Source organism: Salmonella sp. SA14318 (assembly GCF_029866905.1).
Classification (GTDB): domain Bacteria; phylum Pseudomonadota; class Gammaproteobacteria; order Enterobacterales; family Enterobacteriaceae; genus Salmonella; species Salmonella enterica.
On sequence record NZ_CP123282.1, the window covers coordinates 2,249,392 to 2,266,202 of the forward strand.

A 16,811-nucleotide genomic window follows, 5' to 3' on the forward strand; every position below is an offset into this window, starting at 1 on the left:
CCATAATGAAAAAGTATTTAATACTATGGGTGCTGACGCTGAGCTTGCTCACACCTTCTGTGTGGGCCTTAACCCTGGACGAAGCGCGCACGCAGGGCCGGGTCGGGGAAACGCTGAATGGCTATCTGGTGGCCTTAAAGAATGATGCCGAAACCCAGAAGCTGGTGCTTGATATTAATCATGCCCGCCGCGCCAGTTATCAGCAGTTAGCGGATAGCAATCATCTTCCCGTGGACGAGGTGGCGAAGATGGCAGGGCAAAAACTGGTTGAGCGCGCCAGGCCGGGAGAATATGTCCAGGGAATTAATGGCAAATGGATGCGTAAATAACCGCTTCCCGACAATTTTTTTACCGCAAAATGCATTTTTATATGGGTAATTTTTGAATACGAAGGTCGTATTTACATTAGGCGAACCGGAAGGCTATTTCTATACTGTCGACTGGTATCACTATTCGCGAGAGTAACCAGGTATGACGTCTGAAAAATTATCTGCTGCCTGCCATTGTGGCAGCGTCGTGTTTACCGTTCAACTTAGCGATGGCTTTCATACCGCCAGGCGCTGCAACTGTTCGTTTTGCCGGATGCGCGGAGCAGTGGCAGTGTCTGCGCCGCTGTCGGGTATTAAAGTGCTAAAAGGGCAGGATAAGCTTACCGAATATCGCTTCAATACGGGCAAGGCGGTGCATTTTTTCTGTTCGGTATGCGGGATATATACTTTTCATCAGCGTCGATCCAATCCCGATCAATATGGGGTCAATGTGGCGTGCATCGAAAATGTGTCGCCTTTTGATTTCGCCTGCGTTGAAGTCAATGATGGGGTAACGCATCCCAGCGATGGCGGCAGTAGCGGCGTGGTAGGATATTTGCGCTACGAACCGAAGAAATCACCTCCCGTCGAAACGGGAGGCAAAAATATTTAAGCGGCCACTACGCTGTCAATCGCGGCTTTTGCATCGGCCTGGGCTTTAGCCGCCACTTCCGGCCCGTAGGCGATGCCTTCGGCAAAGACAAAATTCACGTCGGTAATACCGATAAAACCAAGGAACACTTTCAGGTAAGGCGCAATCAAATCCGTCGGGGTGTCTTTATGGATACCGCCGCGGCTGGAGAGAACCACCGCGCGTTTACCGGTTACCAGACCTTCCGGGCCTTTTTCGGTATAGCGGAAAGTGATACCGGCGCGGGCAATCAGATCAAAGTAGTTTTTCAGCTGCGTCGGGATATTGAAATTGTACATCGGCGCCGCAATAACGATGACGTCGTGGGCTTTCAGTTCAGCAATGAGTTCATCAGACAGCGCCAGAGCGTCCTGCTGACGTGGCGTTAAAGGTGCATCGCCCGGACGCATCGCGCCCACCAGCTCGCCATCCAGCACCGGAACAGGGTTGGCCGCCAGATCGCGGACAGTAATTTCATCTGCGACGTGTTTTTCGCGCCATTGTTCAATAAAATAGTCAGTCAACTGACCAGACTGAGAGTACCCTGCCAGAATACTGGATTTAAGAACTAATACCTTGCTCATGGGTGTTTCCTTTTATGTGTTTGAAGGGGCGTGCCCCGTTGCTTGTTGACACTTTATTCACAAATATGTCGCAGGGATAGCGCAATATATCGAACCCTTTGTTCGAAATTATTGAACAACACAAAAAAAGCCCCAATGTGGTACTCTATACCTATCATTTAAAACGATTTTAAACAGGCAGAATGCTGCCCAAGAGCTTTATGACTGAACAATCTATGTTGACGCTTCAGGTGTTACAGCAGCGGCTGGATGCACTGATGCTGCGCGACAAACAGCGCTTTGCGCGCCGCCTGCATGGCGTAAAGAAAGTAAAAAATCCTGATGCGCAACAGGCCATTTTCCAGACGATGGCGAAAGAAATTGAACAGGCTGCGGTGCAGGTCGCTCTCCGCGAAGCGGCGCGCCCCTCAATCACTTATCCGCAAAATCTGCCTGTTAGCCAGAAGAAACAGGACATTCTGGAAGCGATCCGCGATCATCAGGTAGTGATCGTGGCAGGGGAAACCGGTTCCGGTAAAACCACCCAGTTGCCGAAAATTTGTATGGAACTGGGACGCGGAATTAAAGGACTTATTGGACATACTCAACCGCGTCGCCTGGCGGCGCGCACCGTCGCTAACCGCATTGCCGAAGAATTGCAAACGGAGCCAGGCGGCTGCATCGGCTATAAAGTTCGTTTCAGCGATCATGTCAGTAGCAATACCATGGTCAAACTGATGACGGACGGTATCCTGCTGGCGGAAATCCAGCAGGACAGGCTATTGATGCAGTATGACACCATCATTATTGATGAAGCGCATGAACGCAGCCTGAATATTGACTTCTTGCTCGGCTATCTGAAAGAGCTTCTGCCGCGTCGCCCCGATCTGAAAGTGATTATTACCTCTGCGACCATCGACCCGGAACGCTTCTCGCGCCACTTTAATAACGCGCCGATTATTGAAGTCTCTGGCCGAACGTATCCCGTAGAAGTTCGTTATCGCCCCATTGTGGAAGAGGCTGACGACACTGAACGCGATCAGCTACAGGCAATTTTCGATGCTGTCGATGAACTGGGGCGTGAAAGTCCCGGCGATATTCTGATTTTTATGAGCGGAGAGCGGGAAATCCGCGATACCGCCGACGCCCTGAACAAGCTGAACTTACGGCATACCGAAGTGTTGCCGCTGTATGCACGCTTGTCGAACAGCGAACAGAACCGCGTTTTCCAGTCGCACAGCGGACGCCGTATCGTGCTGGCGACTAACGTGGCGGAAACCTCGCTGACGGTGCCGGGTATCAAGTATGTGATCGATCCTGGCACTGCGCGCATCAGCCGCTACAGCTACCGCACTAAAGTGCAGCGCCTGCCGATTGAACCGATCTCACAGGCTTCCGCCAACCAGCGTAAAGGGCGTTGCGGGCGCGTATCGGAAGGGATTTGCATTCGTCTGTATTCGGAAGATGACTTTTTGTCACGTCCGGAATTTACCGACCCGGAAATTCTACGTACCAACCTGGCGTCGGTTATTTTGCAGATGACCGCCCTGGGGCTGGGTGACATTGCCGCCTTCCCGTTTGTCGAAGCGCCGGATAAGCGCAATATTCAGGATGGCGTGCGTTTGTTGGAAGAGCTGGGGGCGATTACCGCCGACGAACAGCAAACGGCATATAAGCTGACGCCACTGGGCCGACAATTATCCCAGTTGCCGGTCGACCCGCGCCTGGCGCGTATGGTTCTGGAAGCGCAAAAACATGGCTGTGTGCGCGAAGCGATGATCATTACTTCCGCACTCTCTATTCAGGATCCGCGCGAGCGCCCAGTGGATAAGCAGCAGGCTTCCGATGAGAAACACCGGCGTTTCCATGATAAGGAATCCGATTTTCTGGCGTTTGTTAACCTGTGGAATTACCTCGGCGAGCAACAAAAGGCCCTGTCGTCGAATCAATTCCGCCGTCTGTGTCGCACCGACTATCTGAACTATTTACGCGTGCGTGAGTGGCAGGATATCTATACCCAACTGCGTCAGGTGGTAAAAGAACTGGGGATTCCGGTAAACAGCGAACCCGCAGAGTACCGGGAAATTCACGTTGCGTTGTTAACGGGACTGTTGTCGCATATCGGGATGAAAGATGCCGATAAACAAGAGTACACCGGCGCGCGTAACGCCCGATTCTCTATTTTCCCCGGTTCCGGTTTATTCAAAAAACCGCCGAAATGGACAATGGTCGCAGAACTGGTGGAGACCAGCCGCCTGTGGGGGCGCATCGCTGCCCGCATTGAGCCAGAATGGGTGGAACCGGTAGCCCAGCACCTGATTAAACGTTCATATAGCGAACCGCACTGGGAGCGGGCGCAAGGCGCGGTGATGGCGACGGAAAAGGTTACTGTCTACGGTCTGCCGATTGTCGCCGCGCGCAAAGTGAATTACAGCCAGATTGACCCGGCGTTGTGTCGCGAGTTGTTTATCCGCCATGCGCTGGTGGAGGGGGACTGGCAAACCCGTCACGCCTTCTTCCGTGAGAATCTAAAATTGCGTGCGGAAGTCGAGGAACTTGAGCACAAATCTCGCCGCCGCGATATCCTGGTGGATGACGATACCCTGTTTGAGTTTTATGACCAGCGTATTAGCCATGACGTTATTTCCGCCCGCCACTTTGATAGTTGGTGGAAAAAAATCAGCCGCGAGACGCCGGATCTGCTCAACTTTGAAAAAAGTATGCTGATTAAAGAAGGCGCGGAAAAAATCAGCAAACTGGATTACCCGAACTTCTGGCACCAGGGCAATCTTAAGCTGCGTTTGAGCTATCAGTTTGAACCGGGCGCGGATGCTGACGGCGTGACCGTCCATATTCCGTTGCCGCTACTTAACCAGGTTGACGAGAGCGGTTTTGAATGGCAGATCCCAGGGCTGCGCCGTGAATTAGTTATTGCGCTGATTAAATCGTTGCCAAAACCGGTACGTCGCAACTTTGTTCCGGCGCCAAACTATGCTGAAGCGTTTTTAGGTCGCGTAACGCCGCTGGAGCTGCCGCTGCTGGACGCTCTGGAGCGTGAACTGCGCCGGATGACCGGCGTCACGGTCGATCGGGAAGACTGGCATTGGGATCAGGTGCCCGAGCATCTGAAAATCACGTTTCGCGTGGTGAATGACAAAAACAAGAAACTGCAGGAAGGGCGTTCGCTCGCCGAGCTTAAAAATGCGCTGAAAGGCAAAGTGCAGGAGACGCTCTCGGCGGTGGCGGATGACGGCATCGAGCAGAGCGGGCTGCATATCTGGAGTTTCGGCGAGCTGCCGGAAAGCTACGAACAGAAACGCGGTAATTATAAAGTGAAGGCGTGGCCGGCGTTAGTGGATGAGCGTGACAGCGTCGCTATCAAATTGTTTGATAATCCGCTGGAACAACAACAGGCGATGTGGTGCGGTTTACGCCGTCTGTTGTTGCTCAATATTCCTTCACCGATTAAGTATCTGCATGAGAAATTGCCGAATAAAGCCAAGCTGGGGCTGTACTTTAACCCGTACGGCAAAGTACTGGAGTTGATTGATGACTGTATCGCCTGCGGGGTAGATAAGCTGATAGATGCCAACGGCGGACCGGTGTGGAGCGAAGCAGGTTTCACCGCGCTGCACGAAAAGGTACGCGCCGAGCTGAATGATACTGTGGTGGATATCGCGAAGCAGGTCGAGCGGATCCTGACGACCGTATTCAATATCAATAAGCGTCTGAAAGGGCGGGTGGATATGAGCATGGCGTTGGGGCTTTCCGATATCAAGGCGCAGATGAGCGGTCTGGTATACCGTGGTTTTGTGACTGGCAACGGCTTTAAACGTCTCGGCGATACGCTGCGTTATCTGCAGGCAATTGAAAAGCGGCTGGAGAAACTGGCTGTCGATCCGCACCGCGATCGGGCGCAAATGCTGAAAGTCGAAAGCGTCCAGCAGGCGTGGCAACAATGGATAAATAAATTGCCTCCAGCGCGTCGCGAAGATGATGATGTTAAAGAGATCCGTTGGATGATTGAAGAACTGCGTGTCAGTTATTTCGCCCAACAGCTCGGTACGCCTTATCCTATTTCCGATAAGCGTATTTTACAGGCCATGGATCAGATTACGGCCTAAAAAGCCAGGCGACGACGTCTTTCAAAGCGATCCGGTACAAGTTCGGAACAAAAAGGAGGAATTATGAATACAACGCCATTTCCGGCGCTCTCTGCGGAAACATTGCTGGCGGTGAATACCGTCGGACAGTGGCTGGCGCAAAATGATTTTTCCGGCGAACAACCTTATTCGTCGGATTGCGTCGTCCTGGCGGGCAATGCGGTGATCCCCACTATCGACGCGGCCTGTCGCATCGCCAAAGCGCAAGGCGTTCCTTTACTGATTAGCGGCGGTATAGGTCATTCGACGCCGTTTTTGTACGCCGTGATTGCCCGGCATCCGCGCTACCACACTATTCGCACAAGCGGACGCGCTGAAGCCGCGATCCTTGCGGATATCGCGAACCAGTTCTGGCATATTCCGGCTGAGAAAATTTGGCTGGAAGATCGGTCAACTAATTGCGGCGAAAATGCCCGTTTCTCCTGCGCACTGATCCGTCAGGCGAAAGAAAACATTAACACGGCTATCGTTGTGCAAGACCCCACCATGCAGCGGCGCACTATCGCGGCATTCCGGCGCGTGACAAACGACGACACCGATGCGCCGCGCTGGCTGAGTTTTCCTGGTTTTGTTCCGGTACTGCGCCACCTTAATGACGGTACACGTTTTGCCAATGTTGAAGAGGGCATCTGGACGGTGGAGCGTTATCTGTCTCTGATTGCCGGCGAGCTGCCCCGTTTGCGTGACGATGAAACAGGGTATGGACCGCGTGGTAAAGATTTTATCATTCACGTTGATATCCCACGCGATATTGAAAACGCATGGCAGGTATTGCAGGCAGATACTACGCTGCGCAGTGCGTTAGGACAGAGAGCTTTACGCTAAAAATCGCCCGTTTGCGAGGGTGAACGGGCAAGTGCGACCACCATTTCATAAATTTGATGAATTATTTATAAAAGCTGGTTATGTTGTCGCTTTACGGTTTTCATTCAGGACGCGCTATGGGCAATAAGTATTCCGGCCTGCAAATTGGTATTCACTGGTTAGTCTTTTTTCTGGTTATTGTGGCTTACGCCGCGATGGAGCTGCGCGGTTTTGCGCCGCGTAGTTATCGGCCCTGGTTTAATATGACGCACGTTTCATGTGGTATCACTATTTTGCTTTTAATGGTGGCACGCTTGTTTATTCGGCTGAAATATCCCACGCCGCCCATTGTTCCTCGTCCAAAACCGATGATGACCGGAATGGCGCATTTAGGACATCTGGTGATTTACCTGTTATTTATCGCGCTGCCTGTTATTGGTCTGGTCATGATGTATAACCGCGGTAATCCCTGGGTCGCATTTGGCATTACTATGCCCCATGCCGCCGAAGCTAACTTTGAACGCGTAGATATGCTGAAATCCTGGCACGTCACGCTGGCGAATCTGGGCTATTTTGTTATTGGACTTCATGCCATCGCTGCTTTGATGCATCACTATTTCTGGAAAGACAATACGCTGTTACGGATGATGCCGCGTAAGCGTGACTGACCGTCCTGTATGACGTTTGCTTCAGGCGGGGTTAACTGCTTAAGGCAAACAAGGCATCTATCAGAGGGGATGGCGTATTCCATACAGAAAACGCCTGCGTCTAACCAGGACCCGTGACGCAGGCGAAGGAGGACGGGTCTACATCGGAAGCGGGTATTATACTTATTTGTATGACAAATAAAATAAGCAATTACTATTCCGTAATCCAATGTTTAATCAACGGGTTAAACCCACATGATCGCGCTGCCGACCGCTCGGAAGTGCCTGTACTTACGATGAGCGTGGCGTAGTGGCGGAAAATAGCGCAACGGCGCCATGTTGCTCCAAAGTCACCTTAGCGAAATGTTCGTCCAACACGCTGCGTAACGTATCGGCTGAATCATTGGTATTACTGAATATTCCTTTCTTGTTATAAACAGCCATTAATTTCTTACCAAAAGCATTGTGAGGAACCTCTTTGCCCAGAATCGTGGCGCCAAAAAGTGTGCCGCCGGGTTTAAGCGCCATACCGGCATTTTTAATTGCCTTCGCTTTTGTTGTCATCTCACCAGGTAAGCAGTGCAGAAGATAGTACATCGAAACGGAATCGAAGCGCCCGTGCCAGTCCGCCGGGAACGTGTCGAAAACATCGTGTTGTAGTGTGGCGCGGATTTTCGTATTACCCACTCGGCTGGCGGCTATTTTCAGGCTATCCGGATTTAAATCCATCAGCGAAATGGCATGAGTCGCAGGTGCATGTTTCAGGTAATAACCTGTACCTACGCCAATATCCAGGTGAGTCTCGCCCATGTGATGCAGGAAGAAAGGAAGTAGTCGCGTATCAGTAGGACACTTCCAGGCATATTTGTTTGAGATATTGAGTACCCACCAGTCATATAAGCTAAGCGTGAATGGGTTATAGACTTTTGCGCCTGATTGTTGTGTATGCTTCATTGTTCTCTCACTAAATAATTTCGCGCTGGAATTAAAACAACGAAGCAATCGTTAGGCAAGCATTAATCAGGTGAGTGAGTAATTTAATGCGACGAATAAAGGCGATATTATGAATTAAGCGGTTATCTTAAAGAATATAGAGGATAATAATAGCTGATAAATGAATTGAACAGTCATATTATTATAAGCTGATAATTAATAATCGTTGATGTACGCGTATTAAGCCCTTTGATAATAACAATGCAATTAAATGCAGGAGGAACAATATTTATTCAAACACATAAAGCGATTATTGCACATTAATTGATATTTTAAATGTTACGCTGAGATAGCCATCTTTATTTAATATCACCTACCTGGAGGCGATATGATTGAGGTTTTTGAAGCGTTTGGCTGGACCTTACTTTTAGGCGGTCTGGCAGTGGCAGTACTGTTTATCACTGCACTGGATAGAAAACGGTAATCATTGCATTTGACGCGCCTGTTGAGTTGGTATTACAAATAATTGTACCTGAAATCTACCACTTCTGAATTTTGCGATATTTTGCCATTCTGACGGCAAGGGGTAATCCTGACTAAAGTTACCGCCGCTTACCAACCAGACACGATGGTAACTTTTTGAAAGCGTTGTCAGAGTATCAATATATGTCTGATCGGCTTGCGCATAAAACAGTGAACCAAAGCCATAGGCATTCGGTCTGCCTGATGTTCCGTGTGCGTTAGGCGGTGTATAAAGAAACGTACGATAATCTCGCTTATTATAATACACATAACTTAAATAATCGAACATTTTACTGACTACCACGGCATCATTAGGCTGGTGACGGGTATTAATATAGTTTACCAGTGGTTTAAACTCGTCTATGTGCTCAGGGTTATTATGATATGAACCATAGCCGAATAATAAGGTGAATAAGATAAACCAGAAGCCACAAACCGCTTTTTTTGCGCGGGTAAGTAATACCGCGAGCAGGGGAGGAATGCTCAGCGATGAGAAGAAGAAATAACGATCGATAAATAACGGCATCCACCAGGAAATGATGAAGACCAGCATTACAGGGATGACCAGATTACAAAATAATATCAGCTGATATCTTTCATATTCTCCGTTGCATAAAGATATTCGCCCCACAGTACCGATAAAACCTCCTACAGCCAGCCACAGAATGAACGACGGAAAACCCTGTCCGTTGTTTCCGGTAAAAAAATGCCAGTACATCGCAGGCAGGTCACGCCATGTTACGGGGGGAATCCAACCGATATCATTACCGGCTCTCAACTGCGCCAGATGAGTCAGTAAATTAAACAATACGGGCAACCAGGGGAGATAAGCGACAGCAATCGCCAGGTTAGCAAACCACCAGCCAGGAAGTTTAAGGTAGCAGGCCGTTTTATGGCTTTGGCAGGATAATATTGTTACTGCGATCCAGTGGGCAATAAGTGTAAATAGGGTGAAATAATGGGTGTAAAAGCTGAACGTCATAAGTAAAGCATACGCGACAAGATAGCGATTATGGGTGGGTGTTTTTATCCACATCATCAATGCTAACGCGGCAGCGAGCGTTAGCATTCCCATTAACGCGTACATGCGCGTTTCTTGACTGTAATGGACTGCCATCGGCATCAGGGCGGCGAACCATCCCGCCAATAAGGCTGTACGTTCATTTGCCAGCCATCGCGTAAGCGCGATAACCAGCACAACTGTCAGGATCCCAAAGAGTAGACTGAGAGAGCGTACCGCTGCAATGCTATCACCCCATAATATCATCCAGTCATGCAGTAACAGATAATAAAGCGGAGGATGCACGTCAAAAGCGGCATGGAAGAGCAGATTATCTACGCTATGTCGACTAATCAGCACGCTGGACGCTTCGTCACACCAAAGGTAGCGGTCAGTTAAAAACAGCAACCGTATAAGGACGGAGAATATGACAATGAGACAAACATGATATTTATACTTTATTTTTCTTAACCCATCGCCGGGCTGCCATATTGATAGTTGTGGTAGCGCCATAATATCCTCAATGGAGTAAGACTTAGACCAGAATGGACATCTAACGCAATAATGAAGGTTAAAATCTTAATCAACGCTAAATAAAAATAACTTTGATAATGTCAGTGGTGAATTAATCAGAATAGTGCAGTACAACTCAGTAACCCTGACCGTAATGGCGAAGCAGTCTATGCTCTAAAAACCGGGTCAAACCGACGATAAAGGTAACGCCAATAAGATACACTATGGCGGCAAAAAGGTAAGCATGGAAGAATTTAAAGCTGGTTGCAGCAACCTCCTGAATTCGCGCGAAAAACTCAGTATATTGGATAAGAAAAACGATGGTGCTGTCTTTAAGGTTATTAATCACCTGATTCGTTAAGGCTGGAATGGAAGACAGCAATACCTGAGGCAGTATAATCCACAAAAAGACCTGCCGTTTGTTCAACCCCTGAACGACTGCTGCCTCCGTTTCATACTTATTCAATGCGTTATAGGCCGTTGTCATGTACGCGGCATTATATGCGCCGACATTCAAGGTAAAACCTGTAACCGCCACGGTAAAAGAGGACAGGTGAATGCCAGATTGAGGTAAACCATAATAGATAACAAATAGAATAAGAATGAGTGGCGTACCGATAAAGAAATCCATGTACAGTCGAGTTATGGCTTTTACCACGGGGCGATGGCTCAGGCTCAGAAAGAAAATAATAATTCCCCACAAAAAACCGGTGATGGAAACAATCAGCGCAAGTTTACAGGTTTCTTTAATACCGTCCACAACAAGTGGCAGTTGTTCAGTCAGGTCATTAAAGAAGAGAGACCAGCCAGCGATCATCGTTGTGCCTCGCTAAAAAAACAGTGGATATCTGGATCCGTTTCTCGTAAGGCAAGATCGGTAAAAGCGCCTTCTGCACGAATCTTGCCATGATTAAGAAACGTTACGTTATCGCTTAGTAATCTGGCGAGGCGAATATCATGAGTGACGCATAATATAGTGACGCCATTGTCGTGAAGTTGCTTGATCAACATTCCGACTTCACGAGTCATGAGCGGATCAAGCGCAGACGTCGGCTCATCAAAAATAATGAGTTCTGGGTCGGTGACCATTGTACGGGCCAGGGCGACGCGCTGTTGCTGGCCGCCCGATAATTGCGAAGGGTATTTCGCGCTATGCGAGACCATATCAAGTTTTTGTAGCTCATGTAAGGCTTTCTCCCGGGCTAGTTGTCCCGGCATGCCAAACACTTTACATAGGGCAAGGGTAATATTATCCATGACGTTAAGATGGCGATACAAAGCGTAATTCTGGAAGACACAACCAACTTTTTTTCTGAACTCAAGAATAGTAAATTCTTTGTCGTAAATATTTTTCCCGTGAAAATAAATATTGCCATAATCAGGTTCTTCTAATCGAAGCAGACAGCGTAAAAGCGTCGTTTTTCCACAACCTGATGGCCCCATGACTACTTTCATGTCTCCCGATTGAATTTTCAGACTAACCGTATCAAGAATCTTTTTTCCTGAATATTCCTTACTTATCTCTTTTAGTTTCAGTAAAGCCATGAGTATCACCTCTATTTTTATGGTTCAACTGATGCGATATTTTTTCTCAAACACTCCGGCCAGAAGAGTAAAAACTTTATAAATAATGAAATATAATACCCCGGCAAGAGTATAGATCTGTAACCCGTTCAGCGTGATGGCTGTCAGTGACATTGCCTGCTTCGTTATTTCAGCGATACCTACAGTATAAGCAAAGGGCGTCGCTTTTAATACAGAAGAAAACTCATTGATAATACCGGGCACAGAAAATCGCAACATCTGTGGCAGTTCAATATTTATTATAACCTGTAATTGACGCATTCCTGCTACTTTCGCTACCGTAATTTCGTATGGCTCAACTAATTTAAGCGCCCCTCTGAACACCTCGGCAAGATAGCTCCCGCTGATTAAGCCGACGCTGAGGTTCATGGCCACCAGAGGTGAAACATATATGCCAATCGATGGCAATCCAAAATAAACAAGAAAAACAGCAATAAGTATTGGAATTCCCCGAAGAATAAAGACCAGTACGTCGAGTATCTTCTGTAGTGGAAGGGGGGATAGTCGCCGTAATACGGCGACTGTAAGCCCGAACAAAAACGCTGAGAGAAAACAGGTAAATGTTACAAGCAGCGTATTACCAATCCCTTCCAATAGGAAATAAAAGATAGCCAGCATATTACCTGATGACATAGCTTACTATTTCATCCAGCTATCGACAATGCCAGATATTTTTTGTGGCCCTTGCTCTTTAAGCCATAAGTTGAAATCATCGCGCACGGGAGAGCCTTTCTTAAAGGCAATGCCAAGCTGATCAACATTCTTGAAAACATAACGGCTTTCTATCGGCATCTTTTTCTTATTTTTGAAGGTAAAATAAACCGGCTCTTCTATAAAAGCCAGATCAAGATTGCCATTTTTTAGATCAGCCATCGTCTCATTATAGGTTGGATACAATTTTACTTTACTTAACGAGTAGTATCCTTTGGGCTCCAGATCGTTTTTGATAAGGTCGGAGTAAGCCATTCCTCGAGGGTATCCAATAGAATATTTATTTAATTCATTGAGGTTATTGAGCGTTATTTTATGATTGGCCATACTGACCAGATAAAAAGAGTTGATGTAATAAGGTTCAGAGAAATCAATAACTTTCTTACGTTTATCTGTGATTGAAATTCCCGAAAATGCTACATCTGCCTGACCACTCGCCACTGCGCCAAGCATTCCATCCCAGGCATATTCGGTGATGTTTAGCTTACAATGCCGTGACTGACAGTAAGACGAAAAAAGCTCCAGATCTATCCCCTGCAATTTGCCATCAGCACTTTTAAATAACATAGGGGGAGAGGCTGGTGATACTGCGACATTGAGTGTTCTCCCTTCAACGATGCTATCAGCAAACGCTGAAGACGACATTATTCCCAACACTATCATCGATAAGCCAAATTTTTTGGATAACATGCTATCTATTTCCTGTAGTAAGGTAATGCGTATTATAAATTAAGCATTAGGGCGTGAGCCTGACATTTGCAGGCGTAAAGTACTTAACGTTATGTATTCCATCGCTGTTAACTAATTTAATCAGGAGGTTTGACAGGAATCATCAAAGGGAATGGATTGAATATACCATGAGATATCAACTGGATATGAGTGCAGCGACACCATGAAAGGTGAAAATGTAAAGATACCATAGACATTAGTATACTGGACATAGTTTATGCTCCATTTACGCATACATATTTACATGATAAGCAGATAAATGCTTCAGTGACGGTGTCTTTCATGTCTCTAATTATCATCTTACCACTCTATCCAGGGCCAATATAAAGACTTATCTTTTCTTGTCAAATACATTTTTTGAGCTAAGTTGATTCGCGTGCTATCTATATTTGCAAGCATATAAATTATTTGTCTCATGAACAAACGACAACAAATCAGGATTTTTGACGATGTTGTTATGTTTATCAAAACGTTAACTTGTTTTAATCGATGATAATCTTAATTCAGAAATATCTGAATATATACGGTTGTTGAGATAAAATTCTCAAATTAAAATCGTACATCTTATGTAATAAATATAAATACGATTAATAAATCCAAAACTGAGACTGCCAACCGGATAACAAACAGCAATAAAGAGGGTTCTTCATTAAGTTATCCTGGCAACGATTAAGGTGATAACATTTTCGGTGGCTTTACCCATTTTAATCGTGTTCACAGCCGTTAATTACCTTATGATTACCATGGTAATTAAAAATGAATCCTTAATGACTCGTTGGCTGAGTGAAAAAAATTCTACATCACATAGGCGCATGTATCGCGTATAATGGGCTCCGATGCCCCTAATTATTGCTATGACATAATGATATGTATCTTAACCGCTTTTGTTATTTACTCCTGATCTTCGCTGCGGTCGGAAGCATTTTTACATCGCATCCCGTCGCGATGTGGTTCCTGCTCGCCAATGTGCTAACGCTGGCGATCTACGGTGTAGACAAAACGGCGGCACGTAAAACCTGGCGCAGAGTGCCGGAATCCACTTTGTTGGTGTTTGGGATTGTCGGTGGGTGGCCTGGTGCGATTGTTGGTCAACAACTCTTCCGTCATAAAACGCAAAAGCAGCCATTCAAAACATACTTTATCGTCAGTGTGATAGTGAGTATTGTAGTTACGGTGGCGATCTATCGACTCTATCCATTTTTGTCCTACTGAACATAGAGTATGGATCACTTATTGACCAACCGGCAGCAAAGACAGCCTCATATTTTCATGCCACCGGCACTATGATATTGAGCGGTGTTTTGCTCAAGGCGTACCGCAGCCGATGGAACATTATTCAGTGGAATAATGATGAGCTATAAAACTTTCTAACATTGTGGCAAAACAATGATGGACTTCCTGGGTTGGATGGACAAAGTCATTGAAGACGTATTGCGGACATATATCCAGCTGAGGGTCTTTAGCCCCGGGGACATGCACATAGCTATGGTGAGTATAAGGGTTTTCCGTATCATAACCAATATTACTGGCCACCTCCATTATCATCTTAAAAGCATCGGCAGTCTCGAAATAGCATATTTTATGCTCAGGGTATTTTTCTTTTAATTCTTCAACATTAGTTTTTAACAGGGCATTGTGAGCGATGCTTTCATCCTTAAGTTTTCTTTTTTCATCAGAATGTTTGCCATAAGGTGTTAAAGACAAATCGGGAATCCCCAAGACCAAAACATTATTGACTCCACCGGAAATTATTTTTTCAATATCATCAATTTGTTGCTCAACGACCATTATTACATTATCTTTGTGTAGTGTCATATAGTCATTAGCCCCCAATAAAAATATCGCCAGGTCCTGGTGAGAAGGGGTGTAAGATGCGACTTGTCTGTCCGTATTTGATACAAAGTCACCGAGGCAATTAAAGCAGGAATAGCTTGCCGATGTACTTCCCCCTTCAGCAAAATTAAGCATCTCTTTACCTAAGAAGTGTGGAGATGATAAAAACTCAGTCCAGGTAAATCCATTAGTAAACCTTCCGCCAAAGTATTGACCATAGGAGGGTAAGATATGATGTGTTTTTTCAAACATACGCCCCATGGAGTCAGATAAACTGTCGCCAAAAAATACCAGCCTGGTAATATCACCTAAAGAAATATTTTTTGGCTTGGGATGTAATTTATTGATTTCTTTGGCAAGACCAAAAGGTTCCGGATGACATTCAACCTCAATAGATAAAATATTTTCATCATTATCATCTTTAATAATCAACTTATCGGCGTGTGCCTGTGATTCTATAATAAACTGTTCTTTACATCCCTGAGACGCTAAGGCTCGAAGTTTGATGTAGGCTCCGCGAACCTGTACCGGTGTTAGATTCAGTTCCTGATAGTGGTAAAGTTTAAAGATACATTCGAGCGCCTCTGCATGGTAAGTGGTGAAGAAATATGCTTTGATTTTCTCCCATAAACTTAATTCCGGAGGGCGTGCGCTTTCTTTTATCACATTAAATCTTTCAGCACTGATAGATGATGTGAAATAACCCTGTCCAACACTCAATGGCATAGTGTCCTCCTTACTAATTAATCACGCTTTAGCAAAACATTAATTAACAAATATTAGCAAGAAAAGTAATCAGGTAAATGGTGTATATAGAATGGCGTTTCTTTAAGAGTTTGTCGCCGCCAATAAAATACATGCAATATTTATTATTTTTCAACGAAGTAAATATATCATCAACAACGTGAGGTTAATGCCGGGTACATATTATCTGACTGCTATCATTATTGACTGTGCGTCTGGTTAAGGCAAACCTCTAAAAAAAGTAGCCACTCCTGATTTTAGTGTGCTGGCGTGGGTATGAGCTGGCTTGATACTCAGGAAAATTAGGTAAACTTATCATCCAGCTATTATTTCCAAGGGGGGGGTATATAACGTGTTGATTTCTATTTTCATATTAAATATTTCTTAAGTGAGTTAACTATAATGAGTGATGATTCAATTATTAAAAACTCTTCAATGCTTTTGGCCTATTTAGGTGGTCTGGGATGGGGGAGCGCCTATTTTTATGGCTGGGGCGTCTCCGCGTACTATGGTTTCCCGTGGTGGTATGTAGGCGTCGGCCCTGACAACATTGCCCGAAGTCTATTCCATGCGATTAGCCTGATGGCTATATTCATAATAGCATGGGGTGTGGGTATTCTATTGTTTTTTCTAGTAAAGCAAAAAGCACGCATCCACGACCTTAGCTTCTTACGCCTTTTTTTGGCAGCGGTTTTGTTCTTTATTCCAATTGTTATCGAGTTTTCTCTCTTAACAGAATCGTTTTTGTGGGAGCTTTTTTTTATCATTTTACTGGTGGCTTTATGCCTGTCGGTGGGGATGCGTTTTTATAGTAAATTGATGCCAGTGATTTGTTTTACGCAACTCAGTTGGGTGCGAAGACATTGTTTCACTATAGTTATGCTTGGTTTTATTATATATTTTTTTATATTTTCTTTTTTTGTTGGAATCTATAAGCCACAATTAAAGAAAGAATACGAAATGATATTGTATGATGGAGGCTGGTACTACGTCCTGGCCAGATATCATGATAGTTTTATTTTGTCGAAATCCTTTACTAAAAATAACAATAGATTTATTATTTTTAGACCAGAGGATGGACACTCTTATGAAATTACCCTGGTAAAAGTCAGACTTTAATAAAATA

15 protein-coding genes are annotated in these 16,811 nt (G+C 45.7%); 7 read left to right on the forward strand and 8 right to left on the reverse strand.

Annotated elements, in window-relative coordinates:
- Positions 1-5 precede the first annotated feature (5 nt).
- Positions 6-329, forward strand: coding sequence for a YdbL family protein (locus QEN32_RS10770; RefSeq protein WP_000760345.1), 324 nt, complete (start codon positions 6-8; stop codon positions 327-329).
- 142 nt (positions 330-471) lie between these two features.
- Positions 472-921, forward strand: a complete 450-nt coding sequence (locus QEN32_RS10775) for a GFA family protein (RefSeq protein ID WP_001518898.1) — start codon at positions 472-474, stop codon at positions 919-921.
- On the opposite strand, the gene azoR is transcribed toward QEN32_RS10775, so the two are convergent.
- Positions 918-1,523, reverse strand: a complete 606-nt coding sequence (gene azoR / locus QEN32_RS10780; protein ID WP_000048924.1) for an FMN-dependent NADH-azoreductase — start codon at positions 1,521-1,523, stop codon at positions 918-920. The two genes, QEN32_RS10775 and azoR, sit on opposite strands and share 4 nt — an antisense overlap.
- A 200-nt stretch (positions 1,524-1,723) precedes the next feature.
- Here azoR and hrpA point away from each other — a divergent pair, with 200 nt between their 5' ends.
- The 3 genes from hrpA (at position 1,724) to cybB (ending at position 7,137) form a co-directional block, all read left to right on the forward strand.
- Positions 1,724-5,626, forward strand: a complete 3,903-nt coding sequence (gene hrpA, locus QEN32_RS10785; RefSeq protein WP_280144453.1) for an ATP-dependent RNA helicase HrpA — start codon at positions 1,724-1,726, stop codon at positions 5,624-5,626.
- A 63-nt stretch (positions 5,627-5,689) separates the two neighbouring features.
- A complete protein-coding gene (locus QEN32_RS10790; protein WP_001098498.1) occupies positions 5,690-6,490 on the forward strand; it encodes a YdcF family protein in 801 nt (266 codons plus the stop codon).
- Between the two features lie 116 nt (positions 6,491-6,606).
- A complete protein-coding gene (gene cybB / locus QEN32_RS10795) occupies positions 6,607-7,137 on the forward strand; it encodes a cytochrome b561 (RefSeq protein ID WP_000527273.1) in 531 nt (176 codons plus the stop codon).
- A 270-nt stretch (positions 7,138-7,407) separates the two neighbouring features.
- Here cybB and QEN32_RS10800 read toward each other — a convergent pair whose 3' ends face one another.
- The 6 genes from QEN32_RS10800 to QEN32_RS10825 all read right to left on the reverse strand — a co-directional run bounded on the left by QEN32_RS10800 (position 7,408) and on the right by QEN32_RS10825 (position 13,069).
- On the reverse strand, positions 7,408-8,070 hold the full coding sequence (locus QEN32_RS10800; protein ID WP_001520112.1) for a class I SAM-dependent methyltransferase: 663 nt from the start codon (positions 8,068-8,070) through the stop codon (positions 7,408-7,410).
- A 463-nt stretch (positions 8,071-8,533) separates the two neighbouring features.
- The gene (locus QEN32_RS10805) at positions 8,534-10,084 is read right to left on the reverse strand and encodes a glycosyltransferase family 39 protein (RefSeq protein WP_001520091.1); all 1,551 of its coding nucleotides are present in this window, start codon (positions 10,082-10,084) and stop codon (positions 8,534-8,536) included.
- Positions 10,085-10,220: 136 nt separating this feature from the next.
- Positions 10,221-10,901 (reverse strand): amino acid ABC transporter permease, encoded by a 681-nt coding sequence (locus QEN32_RS10810; RefSeq protein ID WP_000560166.1) that lies wholly within the window; start codon positions 10,899-10,901, stop codon positions 10,221-10,223.
- Positions 10,898-11,629, reverse strand: coding sequence for an amino acid ABC transporter ATP-binding protein (locus QEN32_RS10815; protein WP_265322096.1), 732 nt, complete (start codon positions 11,627-11,629; stop codon positions 10,898-10,900). Before QEN32_RS10815 ends, QEN32_RS10810 begins: the two co-directional genes overlap by 4 nt.
- A gap of 24 nt (positions 11,630-11,653) precedes the next feature.
- The gene (locus QEN32_RS10820; RefSeq protein ID WP_000094446.1) at positions 11,654-12,301 is read right to left on the reverse strand and encodes an amino acid ABC transporter permease; all 648 of its coding nucleotides are present in this window, start codon (positions 12,299-12,301) and stop codon (positions 11,654-11,656) included.
- 6 nt (positions 12,302-12,307) lie between these two features.
- Positions 12,308-13,069 (reverse strand): transporter substrate-binding domain-containing protein, encoded by a 762-nt coding sequence (locus QEN32_RS10825; protein WP_000949370.1) that lies wholly within the window; start codon positions 13,067-13,069, stop codon positions 12,308-12,310.
- A 906-nt stretch (positions 13,070-13,975) separates the two neighbouring features.
- Between QEN32_RS10825 and QEN32_RS10830 the strand changes: the two genes are divergently transcribed.
- On the forward strand, positions 13,976-14,320 hold the full coding sequence (locus tag QEN32_RS10830; protein WP_265322097.1) for a DUF1294 domain-containing protein: 345 nt from the start codon (positions 13,976-13,978) through the stop codon (positions 14,318-14,320).
- A gap of 120 nt (positions 14,321-14,440) precedes the next feature.
- Here QEN32_RS10830 and sseJ read toward each other — a convergent pair whose 3' ends face one another.
- Complete coding sequence (gene sseJ / locus QEN32_RS10835) at positions 14,441-15,667, reverse strand: SPI-2 type III secretion system effector SseJ (RefSeq protein WP_265322098.1); 1,227 nt, start codon at positions 15,665-15,667, stop codon at positions 14,441-14,443.
- 420 nt (positions 15,668-16,087) lie between these two features.
- Between sseJ and QEN32_RS10840 the strand changes: the two genes are divergently transcribed.
- Complete coding sequence (locus tag QEN32_RS10840; RefSeq protein ID WP_001588428.1) at positions 16,088-16,804, forward strand: hypothetical protein; 717 nt, start codon at positions 16,088-16,090, stop codon at positions 16,802-16,804.
- The last annotated feature ends 7 nt before the right edge of the window (positions 16,805-16,811 follow it).

Bases quoted from the DNA above. Each gene is read 5' to 3' on its own strand.
- QEN32_RS10770 (WP_000760345.1), top strand. From the start codon at position 6: ATGAAAAAGTATTTAATACTATGGGTGCTGACGCTGAGCTTGCTCACA.
- QEN32_RS10775 (WP_001518898.1), top strand. From the start codon at position 472: ATGACGTCTGAAAAATTATCTGCTGCCTGCCATTGTGGCAGCGTCGTG.
- azoR (WP_000048924.1), bottom strand. From the start codon at position 1,523: ATGAGCAAGGTATTAGTTCTTAAATCCAGTATTCTGGCAGGGTACTCT.
- hrpA (WP_280144453.1), top strand. From the start codon at position 1,724: ATGACTGAACAATCTATGTTGACGCTTCAGGTGTTACAGCAGCGGCTG.
- QEN32_RS10790 (WP_001098498.1), top strand. From the start codon at position 5,690: ATGAATACAACGCCATTTCCGGCGCTCTCTGCGGAAACATTGCTGGCG.
- cybB (WP_000527273.1), top strand. From the start codon at position 6,607: ATGGGCAATAAGTATTCCGGCCTGCAAATTGGTATTCACTGGTTAGTC.
- QEN32_RS10800 (WP_001520112.1), bottom strand. From the start codon at position 8,070: ATGAAGCATACACAACAATCAGGCGCAAAAGTCTATAACCCATTCACG.
- QEN32_RS10805 (WP_001520091.1), bottom strand. From the start codon at position 10,084: ATGGCGCTACCACAACTATCAATATGGCAGCCCGGCGATGGGTTAAGA.
- QEN32_RS10810 (WP_000560166.1), bottom strand. From the start codon at position 10,901: ATGATCGCTGGCTGGTCTCTCTTCTTTAATGACCTGACTGAACAACTG.
- QEN32_RS10815 (WP_265322096.1), bottom strand. From the start codon at position 11,629: ATGGCTTTACTGAAACTAAAAGAGATAAGTAAGGAATATTCAGGAAAA.
- QEN32_RS10820 (WP_000094446.1), bottom strand. From the start codon at position 12,301: ATGTCATCAGGTAATATGCTGGCTATCTTTTATTTCCTATTGGAAGGG.
- QEN32_RS10825 (WP_000949370.1), bottom strand. From the start codon at position 13,069: ATGTTATCCAAAAAATTTGGCTTATCGATGATAGTGTTGGGAATAATG.
- QEN32_RS10830 (WP_265322097.1), top strand. From the start codon at position 13,976: ATGTATCTTAACCGCTTTTGTTATTTACTCCTGATCTTCGCTGCGGTC.
- sseJ (WP_265322098.1), bottom strand. From the start codon at position 15,667: ATGCCATTGAGTGTTGGACAGGGTTATTTCACATCATCTATCAGTGCT.
- QEN32_RS10840 (WP_001588428.1), top strand. From the start codon at position 16,088: ATGAGTGATGATTCAATTATTAAAAACTCTTCAATGCTTTTGGCCTAT.